We start from the raw sequence: 13,415 nt of genomic DNA, 5'->3' as shown, positions 1-13,415 counted from the left end.
GATTGCCGGTCCTCGCGACGGCAGTGACGCGGTTCAGGTCAGAGCGAAGTAGCGCAGCCAGATGTACGTCGCCGAGATCGCCACCGTGACGGCCGTGACGACGAGCCCGTACTTGGTGAACTCCCAGAAGGAGATGGGCTGTCGGTTGCGCTCGGCGATACCAAGCACGACGACGTTGGCGCTGGCACCGATGGCGGTGGCGTTGCCCCCGAGGTCGGCTCCCAGGGCCAGCGCCCACCACATGACGTGATCACCGGCGCCGCCCATGTCGCGGACCAGATCGGCCGTGATCGGGGCCATGGTGGCGACGTACGGGATGTTGTCGACGACGCCGGACAGGACCGCGGACGCGCCCAGCATGACCATGGATCCACCGAGTTCGCTACCGCCGATGACATCGGCGAGCGCTTTGGAGATCTCGCCGATGACGCCGGTCTCGATGAGGCCGCCGATCATGACGAAGAGCCCGGCGAAGAAGGCGAGGGTGGGCCATTCCACCTCGCTGAGCACGTCACCGGTCTCGACTGTCGAGACGGCGACCAGGAGACCGGCGCCGAGCAGGGCGACGACGCTGGGCTCGTAGTGCACGACCGGGTGCAGCACGAACCCGGCGACCACGAGGGCCAGGACGACAAGACCCTGCACGAGAAGGCGGGGGTTCTTGATGGCCTCCCGTTCCTCCAGTGCCATCACCTCGGCGGCCCGGTCCTCGTCGTAGACGAATGCCTTGCGAAACATGATCCGGCACAGCAGTACCAGCACTGCCGTCAGGACAGCCGCCAGGGGAGCGAGATGTACCAGGAAGTCGTTGAACGTCAGCTGCGCGCGGCTGGCGATGATGATGTTGGGCGGATCGCCGACGAGAGTGGCGATGCCGCCGACGTTGGAAGCGAAGACCTCGGCGATCAGGAACGGGGCCACAGGCAGGGCGAGTCGCTCGCACACCAGCAGGGTGACCGGCGCGACGAGGAGGACGGTCGTGACGTTGTCGAGCAGCGCGGAGGCCGTGGCAGTGATGACGACGAGCATGACCATCACACGGAACGGTCTGGCGTGCGCTCGCTTCACGGCCCAGATGGCCAGGTACTCGAACATGCCAGTCTTCTTCAGCACGCCGACGATCATCATCATGCCCATGAGCAGGAAGATGACGTTCCAGTCGATGCCGGAACCGGTCGAGTAGAAGGCCGATTCGTCGTCCGTGGCACCGATGGCCAGCATCAGCCCTGCACCACCGAGAGCGGCGGCGACACGGTGGACCTTCTCGCTGATGATCAAGACGTAGGCACCGACGAAAACAATGATCGCCGCCCAGCCGTGCCAGTCGTTCACGGTCCTCCGATGGGACGTTTCATGAGGTGGGCAGGGTGACGGGCCCGCCAACTCGCCACGGTCGCCGTCGCGTTCGCGGGGGCCGGCGTACGCACGTCGGGATCGGTGCCGAGGCAACTGATCCGTCGCCGTGATCCTTGCTAGGGGCTTCTGTCTCGACGCCGCTGTCGGTGTGCCGACGTTCGGTCACACCGTGGGTGTCCTCGACTTCGAAGCGGCAGGCGATCGGTGACGCCGGCGTGCACCGTCAGACCGGACAGTGGCACTGCGACGAGGAAGGCGACACCGAAGACGGCGGTGAGGGCCACGGCCGGATTCCCCCGATCAGCGAAGAGAGCTCTCCTGAAATCGGAACCCCGGAGGGGTCTCGAATTCGCCGACCAGACTTCCCGGCACACCGCAAGGAACCATACACGTTCTTGACGCGGCATTGTCAGAGCCTTGATGCGCGGTTCAACCCGACGTGGTTTGCCGGGAACAGGAACTCACAACTGACCGGCTTCGGATGCACTGTTCATGGACTCGTGCATCGTGGATCAGGGGTACAGGACGGGTGGTTTTTGCCCCTGTTTGTGGACATCTCTTGAGGATCAGATCGTGGGATCTGATCCTCAAGAGATGTCCACAAACAGGGGCAAAACCCAGGCCCTTTGAATTCCGGCTGGTGGGCGCGCCGAGGATATTCACCGGTGCATCCATCAGCGGGAAGAAAGGCAGGACCAATGTCTCGGACAGCTTCGTATGTGCTCACGGCAGTGCTGGCTGTGGTGAGCGTTGCGCTCTTCATCGCGAGCAGCGAGGCGGCCGTCATGTTCGTGGCCTGTGGCTGCGTAGTCATGGCACTGGCCACGGTGATCTACGCTCATCGCTCTGGTCGGCCTCAGGGGTAGCCGCGTACTTCCATTGGGAGCGTTGAACAACCCACTGCCCCGTTATGGAATCCGCGGCGCGCCGTCGCGAACACCGTCAGGTCCGCGCCCTCTTCGGTGCGGACCTGACGTTCTGGAGGGGTGCGGGACGACTACCGGGCCCCTTGGAGTGCGTCGAGGGTCCACCCGCTCGCACTGCCGAGGCCTCACACGACCAGCCGCTCCAGGGCTTCGGCCTGGCGATCGGCCTGGCGAACCTGGCGAGGGCTGGCGATTGCCCGCCGGACCATGTCTGGGTGCAGTGTTCGGGCGTTGGCCCGGCCTTGGCAGGGAGACGGAGTCGAGCCGGTCGTGCGCACGAACCCGCTTCTGCTGCAGGCCCGCGGACAGGTGTGTGCGCAGGGCAGAGGGTGTAGTGCGGGCACGTGTTCAGGATGCGGCTGGACAGGCTCGTGCTTGACTGCCGAGACTGCCTACAGACGGGCTGGGGAGGGGGGACGGGGTGGCGGCTGGGGTGCGGGCGCCGTTGTTTTCTTTGTTGGGTGTCGTGCTGGGTGGTGTTCTGACGGCTTTGTCGCAGCGGGCCGTCCAGCGTTCTACCGAAATGTTGGAGGAGCGCCGTCAGGTCGATGCCGGGCGTCAGGCGCGGCGGGCCGAGCAACTGCAGACCATCAAGGATTATCTGGCGTGTGTCCAGGAGGCGGAGGGTGTGGCGTATCGGCGCCCGCACACGTGGGGTGAGGACGAGGCGTGGCACGGCACCGCGTCCTCGGTGATGGGCAGACTCTGGATCGCTGAACGGCACCTGGTGCTTCTGTGCCACGCCGATCTTCACGCTCCGGTGCAGGCGTACGCGCGGGCGTTGAACCAGGCGGTGTGGCGCGAGATCGGCGACAGCGAGGTCAACGAGCATGTCGAGGAGCACAAGCGTGCCTTCATGGCTGCGGCCCGAGCGAGCCTCGCCGCTGTCTGACGGTGCGCACACCGGGAGCTGTCCGAGGGGGCTGATGACAAGCAGCGGTGATGCAGTTCCAGAGGAACATCGGCTGGACCGCTGTTGAACGATGTCCACGCTGTGCGGCGATCCGTATCGGTGATCGGCCTGGCGGGGGCTGGCGATTGCCCAGGGGACCATGTCTGCGCGCCGGATGGGGCGTTGGCCCGGCCATGCATGCTGATTCACACGAGAGCGCAGCGCCCATGGTGGTGCTGAACGAGGCGTACTGGCTCACCACCCCCGCCGATCTGGGTGGCCACGCATCCTGTACCCGGTGCACATTGCGATCACCTTCCTTCATGGCGAATCGCGTGCTGTGCCGGCGTGTGCACTCGGCCATGACGGCATCGTCGGTGCTGACCGTGGCCGCCGCGCTGGCCGTGGCCGTGCGCCGAGAGCCGTTACGGGACCGGGAGCACGGTGAGTTCTTCGAAGACTTCGGGGTTGTCGGCGCGGGATGCGGACCGTCGTCGCGTCCGCGAGTGGCTATGTATCTCAGTGGGTGTTCTGCGAGTCGTCGTGGCCGGTTGTCCGGTTTGAGGGGTTGCGGTTGGCCGCTTCTGCGGTGTGCTGGAGACGTGGCTGATCGGCAGCCGTACCCGAGCGATCTGTCGGACGAGGCATGGGAGTTGATCCGGCCGGTCATCACGGCCTGGAAGGGGCAGCACCGTTCGGTCAGCGGCCATGAGGGCCGGTACGAGATGCGGGAGATCGTCAACGCGATCCTGTACCAGGCCCGGGTCGGCTGCCAGTGGCGCTATCTGCCGCACGACCTTCCGCCCTACACCGCGGTCTACTACTACTTCGGGCTGTGGCGCGACGACGGCACCGACCAGACCATCCACGACCTGCTGCGCTGGCAGGTCCGCGAGTCGAAAGGCCGGCGCGAGGACCCGTCCGCGGTCGTGATGGACTCCCAGACCGTGCACGTCTCGCTCAACGCCCCGAAGGAGACGACCGGCCTGGATCCGGGCAAGAAGAGCCGGGGCCGCAAGCGGGGCATCGCCACCGATGTGCTCGGTCTGCTCATCGCGGTGATCGTGGTCGCCGCGAGCGTGCACGACAACGCCATCGGGATCACGCTGCTGGACAAGGTGGCCGCCGACAACCCCGGCGTGGTGAAGAGCTGGGTCGATGCCGGGTTCAAGAACGCCGTCATCGAGCACGGCCGGTCACTGGGCATCGACGTCGAGGTGGTGTCCCGGGATCCGCAGACCAAGGGGTTCGCCCCGGCCCCGAAACGGTGGATCGCCGAGCAGACCTTCGGCACCCTCATGCTGCACCGCCGCCTGGCCCGCGACTACGAGACCCTGCCCGCCAGTTCGGCGTCCTGGATCCGCTGGTCGATGACCGACGTCATGACCCACCGGCTCACCGCCACCACCACTCCCACCTGGCGGGACCCGCCACCGGCCCGCCGGCCCGGACCGGCATGATCGTGTGGGAGTTGAGCATGCAGGAGTTCCTGGAACAGATCGAGATACGCGAGGCCGCCGGCCGTGACCTCGCGAACCGGCTCCGCACCCAGATCGCCGAGCTCACCGCCCAACTCACGGCCGCCGAACAGGCTCTGGAGCGACTGAAGATCACCCGGGAAACCATCCTGGAGATCGGCCCGGACCTTCCCGGCGGCCTCGCCCCGCTGCCCTCGGCCTACCGCCAGATCCTCGCCCTCTTCGAGAACACCGCGGACGGACTGCACCCCAAGGACGTCTGCCTCGCCCTGGACACCGGCACCGAGCCCCGGCACGTCGAAGGCACCCGCGCCAAACTGAAACGCCTGGTCAGCCGCGGCATCCTCACCGAACCCGAGCCCGGCCTCTTCCAGCTACCGCAGCCAACCCCGCCCCCGGACTGACACCCGGCGAAAGCCCACAGAACACCCACTCAGAACGGGCTCTGGTCCATTTGGTGTGGAGAGGGCACGCTCGGTAATCGTCTCCCTCATGGGCCCTGATGTGGGTGCGGTAAGCCCTTCGTGCTGGGGAGCGCGGTCTGATCGCGCCAGGTGGGACGATGGCCCGCACGCGTCGTCATGACCGCGGCGAGGCTGCGTCCAGGAGGGTGCGTCCCGCCTCGGTGAGCTCGTGTGTGGCCGTGCGGCCGGAGCGGATGCTGTCGATCAGTCCGGCGTCCCGCAGGACGGCCAGGTGTTCGCTGGCCGTCGGCGGGGCGACGTTCACCAGTCTGGCTACCACGGTCGTCTGCAGCGGCGTGGTCAGCGCTGCCAGGATCCTTGACCGAGTCCTGCCCAGGAGACGGTCGAGCGACCTCGCCGTGGCAGGGGGCGACCACAAGTACCTCCCGGATGCCGGGTAATAGATCGCCGGCGTCCAGTGGTCCGAGGTGGTGCACTGTATCCGGTCGGTGATGAACAGCGACGGGACGAGAATGAGCCCCTGACGCTCGGAACAGTCGACGTCGATGTCGACAGCCTTGTCGACCGTAATCGTGTCGCCTTCACATGCGGCGGAAGGGTGCAGCCGCGGAAGGACGGCGCGCAGCCCCTCGCGGTTGACCTGGAGGGCCCGGTCCAGCATCTCGGCGCGAAGCGCCTGGCGCATGGAGGGCCATTCCGGTTCCACTGCCGTTTTCCACAGTCGGTACAGCGCATCGGCGGCCCGGGACCTGGCTCGGTCGGGATCGTCGAGCAACTCGCGGCGCACCGGAGCCTTCTGCCCTGTCGTGGCGTCGGCCAACTCGGCGTACGTCTGGTCCGTCGGCGCGGCGAGAAGGGCCGCCATGCCTTCCTCGAACGTCGGCTCACTGGACATCGGCGACGGGTCGAGGAAGTCGGGCCGGTACGTGCCATCGGCCATGAAGACGGTGAGCGCCCTCAGGTCCGGGAACGAAAGTCTGAGGCGGCGACGGCGCAGCCAGGAGTGGAACAGCGGGTGGCGCTGCGGCTCGGTCAAGAGCTGGGCAAGACTGACTACTTCGTGGATCGGCGACATCGCCCACCGCACGCTCGCGGCCCCGGCGCCCAGTCGATAACGGATCACGCCCCTATTGTTAGGCCACCGCCGAAGCGAGCGCGAGCGACGCGGCAAAGCCCTGAGACTCGGGCCATGACGAACAAGGAACCGACAGTACGGCTGGTCCCGCAACCCGGGCCAGCCCGAGCGACGCGACCCCTGCGGCTCGGCGCCGGCGGATCGACCATCGAAGTCCTCGCCGCTGCGGCGGAGACCAGCGGGAACGTGAGCATCTACCGGTGGCACATGGCCCCCGCCAGCCGTGGACCGGCCCCGCACTTTCACACGACCTTCAGCGAGACTTTCATCGTCGAAGAAGGCGAGATCGACTATTTCGACGGACAGTTCTGGCGAACACTGCGGCGCGGCGACACCGCGCACGCGGCTGCGGGTGACGTCCACGCACTCCGCAAGCAGCTCGCCGAGCCCGCCGTCCTGCTCATGGTCCTCTCGCCCGGCGTACCGCGGGAGGAGTACTTCGCGCAGCTCGCCACCGTGGACGAGCGTGACCTGGGCAGGTTCCACGAAGCGCACGACAACCACTTCGTCGACGACCAGGAACGGTGACGGCATCGCCGCACTCGCCGCAGTAGGGGCTGGCGCGCACGGCACGTCGCGCCCGCAGCCGTCTGATCCGCCCCGTCCCGACCGATCTCCCAGCAAAGGATGATTCCCTGTGCCCAGCATCGCCATTGTCGGCGCCGGCCCCGGTATGGGCCTGGCCATCGCCCGTACCTTCGGCTCCCGCGGTTTCGACGTCGCACTCATCGCCCGTAACCGCGACAAGCTCGACGAACTGGTCGTCCGGCTCGGCGCCGAGGGCATCACCGCCGACGCGTTCCCCGCGGACGTGCTCGACCATGACGCGCTCACCCAGGCACTCAAGAACGCCGCAACCCGCTTCGGCGGCATCGACGTCCTGGAATACTCCCCGGCCGTCAGCCTCGAATCCGTGTCGCTCACCGCCCCGTCCCTGACCCTACCGTCCGATGTGCAGTGGGCCATGGACGTCCTGCTCCACGGGGCCATCACCGCCACCCGGGCCGTGCTCCCCGCGATGCGAGAGGCCGGCACGGGTACCTTGCTCTACACCAACGGCGCCGGCTCGGCCGACCCCGTCCCGATGCTCGGCAACCTCAACGCCGCCCAGGCCGCGCTGCGCAACTGGGTTCTCGGCCTGCACAAGGAACTGGCCCAATCTGGGGTCCAGGCCGCACACATCGCCATCGGCGTATGGGTCGGCACCGACGGCCCGCCCGGAGCGCCGACGGCCCCGGCGGAGCAAATCGCCTCCCACTACTGGGACCTGCACATACACCGCGATGAGGCCGAACGCGTCGTCACCTGCTGAGAGATCCCGGCAGAGGCGTTGGATGTGACGCCGCTCGCACCTGCCGTTGGGTCGGCCTCGGTCCTCGAGCTCCGAGGCCGGCCGGGCTCCTTCTGGCGGTCGAGGGGTGGCCCTGTGGTGGGCCGAGCTGGGTGGTTCACAATGCAGGCATGGATGACCGGGGTGGGGACTTGGTGTCGGTGTGGCGGGTGGGCGGGACGGCTCGCGTGGCGGGCTGGGCCATCCCGGCTGTTGTTGCGGTGAAGGCGCTCTGTGGCTGGGCGGGGTGGGCTTCCTCTCCAGATGTGGAGACGGCACGGCTGGCCGGGGTGTGGTCGGGGCTTGCCGTCGGCGTGGCGCTGTTTTTCTGGTGGACGATTCTCCGGGTCCGGCTTGAGGTCGGCCCTGACGGGATTGCCACGGTCAATCCGTGGGGGACCCAACACCTGGCACTGGACGAGGTGGCCTCGGTGCGGCTGGGTGCGTGGGGCGTGGAGTTCCATCACGCTGACGGTTTCAAGACCACGGCCTATGCGCTGAGCGAGCTGGCTGCGGGAACAGCGCAGGACCGGCGCTTCGCGGAGCTGATGGCGGTTTTGGAGGCGGGCCCCGATGCCATGCCGCGGTGACGCATGGCGGGTCCGTGGTGAGACCGTCGAGTTCGGGTGACCCTGCGACCAGCGCCGCAGGTCGACGACGAACCTGTGAGGGTTCTGGGACCGCCGTGAGAACGCTCGAGCCGACCCCGGTCCACAGCGGTCCGTACGGAAGCGCCCCTGTCTGGTACACCATCCACGCGGGCGCTCTCGTCCACACGTACTACCGCTGTATCAACAAGTACGGCAACCTCTGGTATGCGACCTCGGACAACATCGACACTGAACCGGCCGGCAGTATCCACAGGTCCGGGTTCATCTACAGCGGTTACGTGAAGTGAAGCGCTGAGCCTGTTCCAACCTGCCGGACAGGTTGATGCCGCCGCGGTGGTCCATCACGTGAAGCCTCTGGTGGATCCGGTTCTCTGGGTCGAAAACCCGTCTAACAGGGGCTTTTTCGCGCTGTCAGGCCAACGAGCAAGCTGGCCCGGCAGGTTGGAGCAGGGTCACGGGAGGTGCATCCATCAGCTGGCACAGATCATGAACTGACGGTTCTTCATGCGGAATCTCCTCTCAGCGGCTGTACCCGGGCCGGCGCTGCGCCGGTTTGGATCAGGAATGCGGTGAGTACCTGGGCAAGTTGTTCGGGCTGGTCCTCGGGGATGAGAGTGGAGGAGTCGGTGATCTCGACCAGTCGGCCCTGCGGGTACAGCTCGGCCAGCCGGGGGCCGTGTTCGCGCGGCATCAGCTTGTCCTCGGTCGCCCATACGACCAGTACCGGGCGGTCGTAGCCTCGCAGGAGCTCGGCCCAGGCGAGCAAGGTCTTGCGTCCGGGTGCTCCGGTGGCGAACTTGGCGAAGTCCCTTCGGATGGCTTTGTCGCGACTGGCGGGGGCGAACCAGCCGTCCATGATCTCGTCGGGAATCCCGCGCAGGCTCATTCCGCCGTACCCGTGCCGACTGTGGCGGAAGGCAGGGATGCGCATGAGACGCGTCAGGAGCCAGACGCCGCCTGGCATTTTGCACACGTGCGCCATGGCCTTTGCCGGTCCCGGAGGGAAATTGTCGAATGCTTCGCAGGCCACCAGCACCAGGCGCTCGATGTGCTGGTCCCGCCCCTCGGACACCAGGAACTGGCCGCCGCCCCAGTCATTGAGCACGAGAGTCACCCGGTGCAGACCGAGCCGTTCGATGAACTCACCCAGAAGCCGGGCGACCCCGCGCTGGGAGAGGTCGGCATCCGGGTTCATCGGCTGACGGTGCCCTCCCAGAGGCAAGGTGGGCAGGACACAGCGATAGCCGCCCAGCATCGGGATCACCTTGCGCCACTGGGACTCGTTCATCGGCAGTCCATGGCAGAACACCAGTACCGGCCCGTCTCCACCGGTGTCCTGGTAGTCGACCGGTCCGTACGACAACTGGATCCGCGGCATCTCGACGCCTCTCTTGATAGAGCGTTCTACTGATAGTTTGGAGGCGAGGGAGGCGGAAAACAATGGGACAGTCGGATACGCGAGCCAGGATCCAGCACGCCGCCGCGGTGCTGTTCCGGCGGCACGGCTACGCGGCCACCGGCTTGAAGCGGATCGCGACAGCAGCTGACGCGCCGTTCGGCTCGATCTATCACTTCTTCCCGGGCGGTAAGCAGCAGCTGGCCGAGGACATGATCCGCACGTCCGGAGCCGAGTACGGCCGACTGGTCATGACCCTGCTGGACAGCGTCTCGGATCCTGCGGAATCACTCGTGCATGCATTTGAAGCGGCTGCGGACGACCTTGCCGCGGCTGACTATGCCGACGCGTGCCCCATCGGCACCGTGGCCCTGGAAGTCGCGAGCAGTAACGACGAACTGCGTGCCGCGACTGCGGAGGTCTTCGCGGAGTGGATCGCCGCGGCGACGCGTTGGTTCGGCCGATGGGTGGACGACCCAAGCGCAGCACGGTCCCTCGCGTACTCCATGGTCATGATGTTGGAGGGCGCATTCATGCTCGGCCGAGCTGCCCGTGATCCAGAACCGCTGCGGGTGGCCGGCCGGTCGATGGCAGCCTTGCTCCGCGCCGCCTCCTCCGACTTTGAGAGGACGTCCCGCACGAAGCGGTAGTTCATGGTTCATATCAGGTTATGGATGTGTCTCCCGTGGCCCGTTCTGCGAGGTTGGAGATCATTGTCGGGCGGATCATGCTTTCGGGGCGGCGGATGAGCGTGGCGTGCGTGAGCGCTTTCCAACCTCATGCTGACGCATGGTGAAGGACGAGGACGGCCTTCACCACGTCGGTGATCCGATTGGTGCTGCAGCGGAGTTTCCGCAGAAGGCGCCAGCCCTTCAGGGTGGCCATGGCCTGCTCGCCAACGCAACGAATCTTGGCGTGGGTGGTGTTGTGACGGCGCTTCCACCTCTTGAGGCGACGACCACGAAACGGCACCCGAACGGGCCCGCCGGCGCCTTGATACGCCTTGTCCGCCCAGCAGCTGAGCCCTGCGTCGACCAGGGCGTCGATGATCCCGTGCTGCCTGGCGGCGGTCAGGTCGTGGGTCGAGCCGGGCAGAGCCGGTGACGCCCAGAGCAGCCGTCCGAACGGATCGGTGAGGACCTGAACGTTCATGCCGTGGCGTTTGTGTTTCCCGGAGTAGTACGGGGTGTCGGCGGCGATGCGGTCGATCGGCAGCAGGGTGCCGTCAAGGATGACGAACGCCTTCTCCTGGATCGTCTCCATCGCTTCGGGCAGGGTCGGTGCGAGGGCTGCCAGGAGGTCGACGGCCTCGCGTATGTAGCGGTAGACGGTCGCGATCCCGATGCCGAACCCGGCGGCGAGCCGGGCGTAGGTGTCACCGCACCGTCCCGTCGCCTCAATGCCAGTTGCCCGGTCAGGAACCGCAGGCTGCGGTTGGACACCTGCGCAATGACGAAGCTCCTGGTAGACGGGTTCTCGACCAAGATCACCCGTGTCTGCCAGGAGCTCCGCGAGCCGGTCAACTGGCGAGGAGGATGCGGCGCTTGAGGAGTTCGAATCCAGCGCGCCCGTAGTGCTGGCGCTTGAGCATCTTGATCCGGTTGACGTGCCCTTCGACGGCGCCGGAGTTCCAGGGGACGGTCAGGCCGGCGGTGACGGCTGCGAGGTCCTTGCGCACACCGTTGGCGAAGACGTGCAGCTCCTTGAGTTCGCTCTGCTCGACTTCCTTGAGCCAGCTGATGAGACGGTGGCCGTCACGGCGTCGCAGGATCGTGGCGAAGCTGCGGGCGAGGCGGTTCGTGGCGGCTATGTATCCGCAACGATCGCAGAGGTCCTTGAGGTGTTGCCGGGCGGTCTCGCTCTGGTTCTCCGGCCGTCCGATGACCCAGCGCACGACGTCGGCGACGGCCAGCGGGGGCGCCGACGCGGGGGACGGATTGGTCCTGGTGCCCAGGGAGTTGAGGAAGCGACGGACGGTCTTGCGGGAGCCGGTGTAGCCGCGGGCGGCGATCTCGTCGCGCAGGACCGCGCGTTGTCGCAGCCCTCGGTCCAGCGAGCGAGCAGATAGGGCTTGTGCATGTCCAGCGTGGTGCGGCGCCGGGGCCGGGACCGGATGAGTTCCTCTGGAGATGCAGCCCGGGCGTATCGGCGGACAGTGGTGCGGTCATAGCCGGTGACCTGGCTGATTGCGTCGATCTTCATGCCCTTCACGTAGAGGGGGTGGATCTGTTGCCACCGGGCTCGGGTGTTCTCCTCGGTGCGGGTGACCACGGGCTCTTGCCGCTCGGTGGCAGGGCCAAGATCGGGTTCGGATTCGGGCGGTTGGAGGCAGGGGCGATGACGGCGGATCGCCTTCTCGACGGCGGTCGCCAGGTTATGGAGGACGTGCCATCTGTCGGCGACCTGCGGGACGCCGGGCAGGGCGCGTTGGGCGCCTTCGGCGAACGACCCGCTGCGGTCACGGCAGACGGTGCGGACATGGTCACGGTCCTGGAGCCAGGCGGCGAACGTGTCCGCCGTGTGGTCGGGCAGCACGTCCACGGGGCGGCGCGAGTGCATGTCGATGAGGATCGTGCCGAACTTGCGGCCTCGACGGAAGGCGAACTCGTCGACGCCCAAGACCTCGACCGCAGGTACCGCCGGCAGTTCCAGCCGTCGGATCAGCCGCAGAAGTGTGGAACCGCTGACCGGCATGGACAACCTGGCCGCGAGACGTTCACCGGCCGCCCCGCCCAGCATCAACGCCACCTGTTCCAGAGCTTGTTGGAGGAGCACGGTCCGGCGTCCGTAGCGGAAGGTGAGCCCCTCGACCTGCTCGGCGAATGTCTTCTTCTGACACGCGTCGTTGCCGCAGAAGAAGCGACGGACCTGCAGGTTGATCACGGCGGGTTGTCCGCCGACCGCCGTGTCGGCCGGTCTGCGTACGTAGCGGCTGTGGACACGACCCGCAGCCGTTCCGCACGCGGGACACCGCGCCGTCGGCGCCGTGCATCTGACGATGAAGCGTACGGAGCTGTCGCTCCGGGACGTCTGGTCGACGGCCACACCGGACAGGTACGGGAACAGAACTTTCAGCAGGCCACACGCATGATCCCCCACCGGGGAGGGCTACCCCAAGATCAACGGCTTCACGGAAAGTGCCGAAGAGCCAATCTCAACTGGCCGCTGTCAGGAGGGCGTGACAGCCTCAAGCAGTGTTGCGCTGTACGAACTGTGAACCCCCGACCGTCGGCGGCCGGGGGTTCACAGTTCACGCTGCATCCGTACGCGGGCGTGAGCCGGTAGTTCATGGCAAGTCGACTGTGCACCTGGACCCCGTGCACCGCCGATGTCAGTCGCTCCCCGGTCGTCGGCGGTCGGGGAGCACCTGGCCCCGCTGGTTCGAGGAAGCGGGGCCAGGTCCCAGGGGAAGAGTCCGGCTGCGGGGTGTGCACTTCCCCGCTCGCTCGTCCACGCGATGGGTTCCGCAGCTGGTCTCAGGGAGGCAACGAGCTGCGCTCTGCCACGTTGCGCCCAAGTCCTCCCGGGTTGACGAAGTCCTGCACATCTCCGGCCCGCCTTCACGCGGCGGCCACACCCTCAGGCTCGTCTGTGTTCCTGGGTGCGCGGAGGTCCAGATGCCTCTGCTGGCCTGAGAACGCACCCTGGAGGTATGACGAGTGCCCCGATAGTCGTGCACCCGCCGCTCGGTACCGGCGGCCGGCGGGTGACCGCGCGCGGACAGATCCTCGGCCTCGCGCACTCGGACCACGATGTCGTCGAGTTCCTGCGTCGTGCCGGGCTGGAGGCCGGGGAGGGGCTGCTGGATGATCCGGCGTGGGTGAAGTGGCGCGGTGGCCGAGCCCACCGCTATGAGGCGGCGTGAC

The 13,415-nt window shown here is 67.0% G+C and carries 14 protein-coding genes and 1 pseudogene; 9 read left to right on the top strand and 6 right to left on the bottom strand.

What is annotated here, in order from left to right; translation table 11 throughout:
• Nucleotides 1-33: 33 nt before the first annotated feature.
• Nucleotides 34-1,332, bottom strand: coding sequence for an ArsB/NhaD family transporter (locus tag V2W30_RS39660; RefSeq protein WP_338704017.1), 1,299 nt, complete (start codon nucleotides 1,330-1,332; stop codon nucleotides 34-36).
• Between the two features lie 1,371 nt (nucleotides 1,333-2,703).
• Here V2W30_RS39660 and V2W30_RS39655 point away from each other — a divergent pair.
• The 3 genes from V2W30_RS39655 (at nucleotide 2,704) to V2W30_RS39645 (ending at nucleotide 5,056) form a co-directional block, all read left to right on the top strand.
• On the top strand, nucleotides 2,704-3,174 hold the full coding sequence (locus tag V2W30_RS39655; RefSeq protein ID WP_338704015.1) for a hypothetical protein: 471 nt from the start codon (nucleotides 2,704-2,706) through the stop codon (nucleotides 3,172-3,174).
• A 602-nt stretch (nucleotides 3,175-3,776) separates the two neighbouring features.
• A complete protein-coding gene (locus V2W30_RS39650; RefSeq protein ID WP_338692562.1) occupies nucleotides 3,777-4,634 on the top strand; it encodes an IS5 family transposase in 858 nt (285 codons plus the stop codon).
• A 17-nt stretch (nucleotides 4,635-4,651) separates the two neighbouring features.
• Entirely contained in the window at nucleotides 4,652-5,056 is a 405-nt protein-coding gene (locus tag V2W30_RS39645) for a hypothetical protein (protein ID WP_338692564.1), read from the top strand.
• A gap of 175 nt (nucleotides 5,057-5,231) precedes the next feature.
• Here V2W30_RS39645 and V2W30_RS39640 read toward each other — a convergent pair whose 3' ends face one another.
• Complete coding sequence (locus tag V2W30_RS39640; protein WP_338704014.1) at nucleotides 5,232-6,200, bottom strand: DUF5937 family protein; 969 nt, start codon at nucleotides 6,198-6,200, stop codon at nucleotides 5,232-5,234.
• Nucleotides 6,201-6,266: 66 nt separating this feature from the next.
• On the opposite strand from V2W30_RS39640, the gene V2W30_RS39635 reads away from it, so the two are divergent.
• The 4 genes from V2W30_RS39635 to V2W30_RS39620 all read left to right on the top strand — a co-directional run bounded on the left by V2W30_RS39635 (nucleotide 6,267) and on the right by V2W30_RS39620 (nucleotide 8,440).
• Entirely contained in the window at nucleotides 6,267-6,740 is a 474-nt protein-coding gene (locus tag V2W30_RS39635) for a cupin domain-containing protein (RefSeq protein WP_338704013.1), read from the top strand.
• 109 nt (nucleotides 6,741-6,849) lie between these two features.
• Nucleotides 6,850-7,524, top strand: a complete 675-nt coding sequence (locus V2W30_RS39630; RefSeq protein WP_338704012.1) for an SDR family NAD(P)-dependent oxidoreductase — start codon at nucleotides 6,850-6,852, stop codon at nucleotides 7,522-7,524.
• Nucleotides 7,525-7,673: 149 nt separating this feature from the next.
• Nucleotides 7,674-8,132, top strand: coding sequence for a PH domain-containing protein (locus V2W30_RS39625; RefSeq protein WP_338704011.1), 459 nt, complete (start codon nucleotides 7,674-7,676; stop codon nucleotides 8,130-8,132).
• A gap of 95 nt (nucleotides 8,133-8,227) precedes the next feature.
• Nucleotides 8,228-8,440, top strand: a complete 213-nt coding sequence (locus V2W30_RS39620) for a hypothetical protein (protein ID WP_338704010.1) — start codon at nucleotides 8,228-8,230, stop codon at nucleotides 8,438-8,440.
• 215 nt (nucleotides 8,441-8,655) lie between these two features.
• Here the strand turns inward: V2W30_RS39620 and V2W30_RS39615 are convergent, their stop codons facing one another.
• Nucleotides 8,656-9,441 (bottom strand): alpha/beta hydrolase, encoded by a 786-nt coding sequence (locus V2W30_RS39615; protein WP_338704008.1) that lies wholly within the window; start codon nucleotides 9,439-9,441, stop codon nucleotides 8,656-8,658.
• 152 nt (nucleotides 9,442-9,593) lie between these two features.
• Between V2W30_RS39615 and V2W30_RS39610 the strand changes: the two genes are divergently transcribed.
• Nucleotides 9,594-10,199, top strand: a complete 606-nt coding sequence (locus tag V2W30_RS39610; RefSeq protein WP_338704007.1) for a TetR/AcrR family transcriptional regulator — start codon at nucleotides 9,594-9,596, stop codon at nucleotides 10,197-10,199.
• 127 nt (nucleotides 10,200-10,326) lie between these two features.
• Here the strand turns inward: V2W30_RS39610 and V2W30_RS39605 are convergent.
• From V2W30_RS39605 to V2W30_RS39595, 3 genes and pseudogenes are all read right to left on the bottom strand, one after another.
• Nucleotides 10,327-10,935, bottom strand: a pseudogene (locus tag V2W30_RS39605) (transposase family protein); the annotation flags it as partial.
• 133 nt (nucleotides 10,936-11,068) lie between these two features.
• Nucleotides 11,069-11,443 carry a transposase gene (locus V2W30_RS39600; protein ID WP_338704006.1) on the bottom strand — a complete coding sequence of 125 codons (375 nt, stop codon included), beginning with the start codon at nucleotides 11,441-11,443 and terminating at the stop codon, nucleotides 11,069-11,071.
• Complete coding sequence (locus tag V2W30_RS39595) at nucleotides 11,356-12,594, bottom strand: ISL3 family transposase (protein ID WP_338704390.1); 1,239 nt, start codon at nucleotides 12,592-12,594, stop codon at nucleotides 11,356-11,358. The genes V2W30_RS39600 and V2W30_RS39595 overlap by 88 nt, the downstream gene beginning before the upstream one ends.
• A 607-nt stretch (nucleotides 12,595-13,201) precedes the next feature.
• Between V2W30_RS39595 and V2W30_RS39590 the strand changes: the two genes are divergently transcribed.
• Nucleotides 13,202-13,414 carry a hypothetical protein gene (locus V2W30_RS39590; RefSeq protein ID WP_338704005.1) on the top strand — a complete coding sequence of 71 codons (213 nt, stop codon included), beginning with the start codon at nucleotides 13,202-13,204 and terminating at the stop codon, nucleotides 13,412-13,414.
• Nucleotide 13,415 lies beyond the last annotated feature (1 nt).

Source organism: Streptomyces sp. Q6, from assembly GCF_036967205.1.
In the GTDB taxonomy this organism is placed as follows: Bacteria; Actinomycetota; Actinomycetes; order Streptomycetales; family Streptomycetaceae; genus Streptomyces; species Streptomyces citrinus.
The sequence above is the reverse complement of the archived record's forward strand: the minus strand, read 5'-3'. Positions and strand labels throughout refer to the sequence as shown.

Coding starts and splice junctions, on each gene's coding strand:
- V2W30_RS39645 (WP_338692564.1), top strand. CDS start 4,652: ATGCAGGAGTTCCTGGAACAGATCGAGATACGCGAGGCCGCCGGCCGT.
- V2W30_RS39635 (WP_338704013.1), top strand. CDS start 6,267: ATGACGAACAAGGAACCGACAGTACGGCTGGTCCCGCAACCCGGGCCA.
- V2W30_RS39625 (WP_338704011.1), top strand. CDS start 7,674: ATGGATGACCGGGGTGGGGACTTGGTGTCGGTGTGGCGGGTGGGCGGG.
- V2W30_RS39615 (WP_338704008.1), bottom strand. CDS start 9,441: ATGAACGAGTCCCAGTGGCGCAAGGTGATCCCGATGCTGGGCGGCTAT.
- V2W30_RS39610 (WP_338704007.1), top strand. CDS start 9,594: ATGGGACAGTCGGATACGCGAGCCAGGATCCAGCACGCCGCCGCGGTG.
- V2W30_RS39590 (WP_338704005.1), top strand. CDS start 13,202: ATGACGAGTGCCCCGATAGTCGTGCACCCGCCGCTCGGTACCGGCGGC.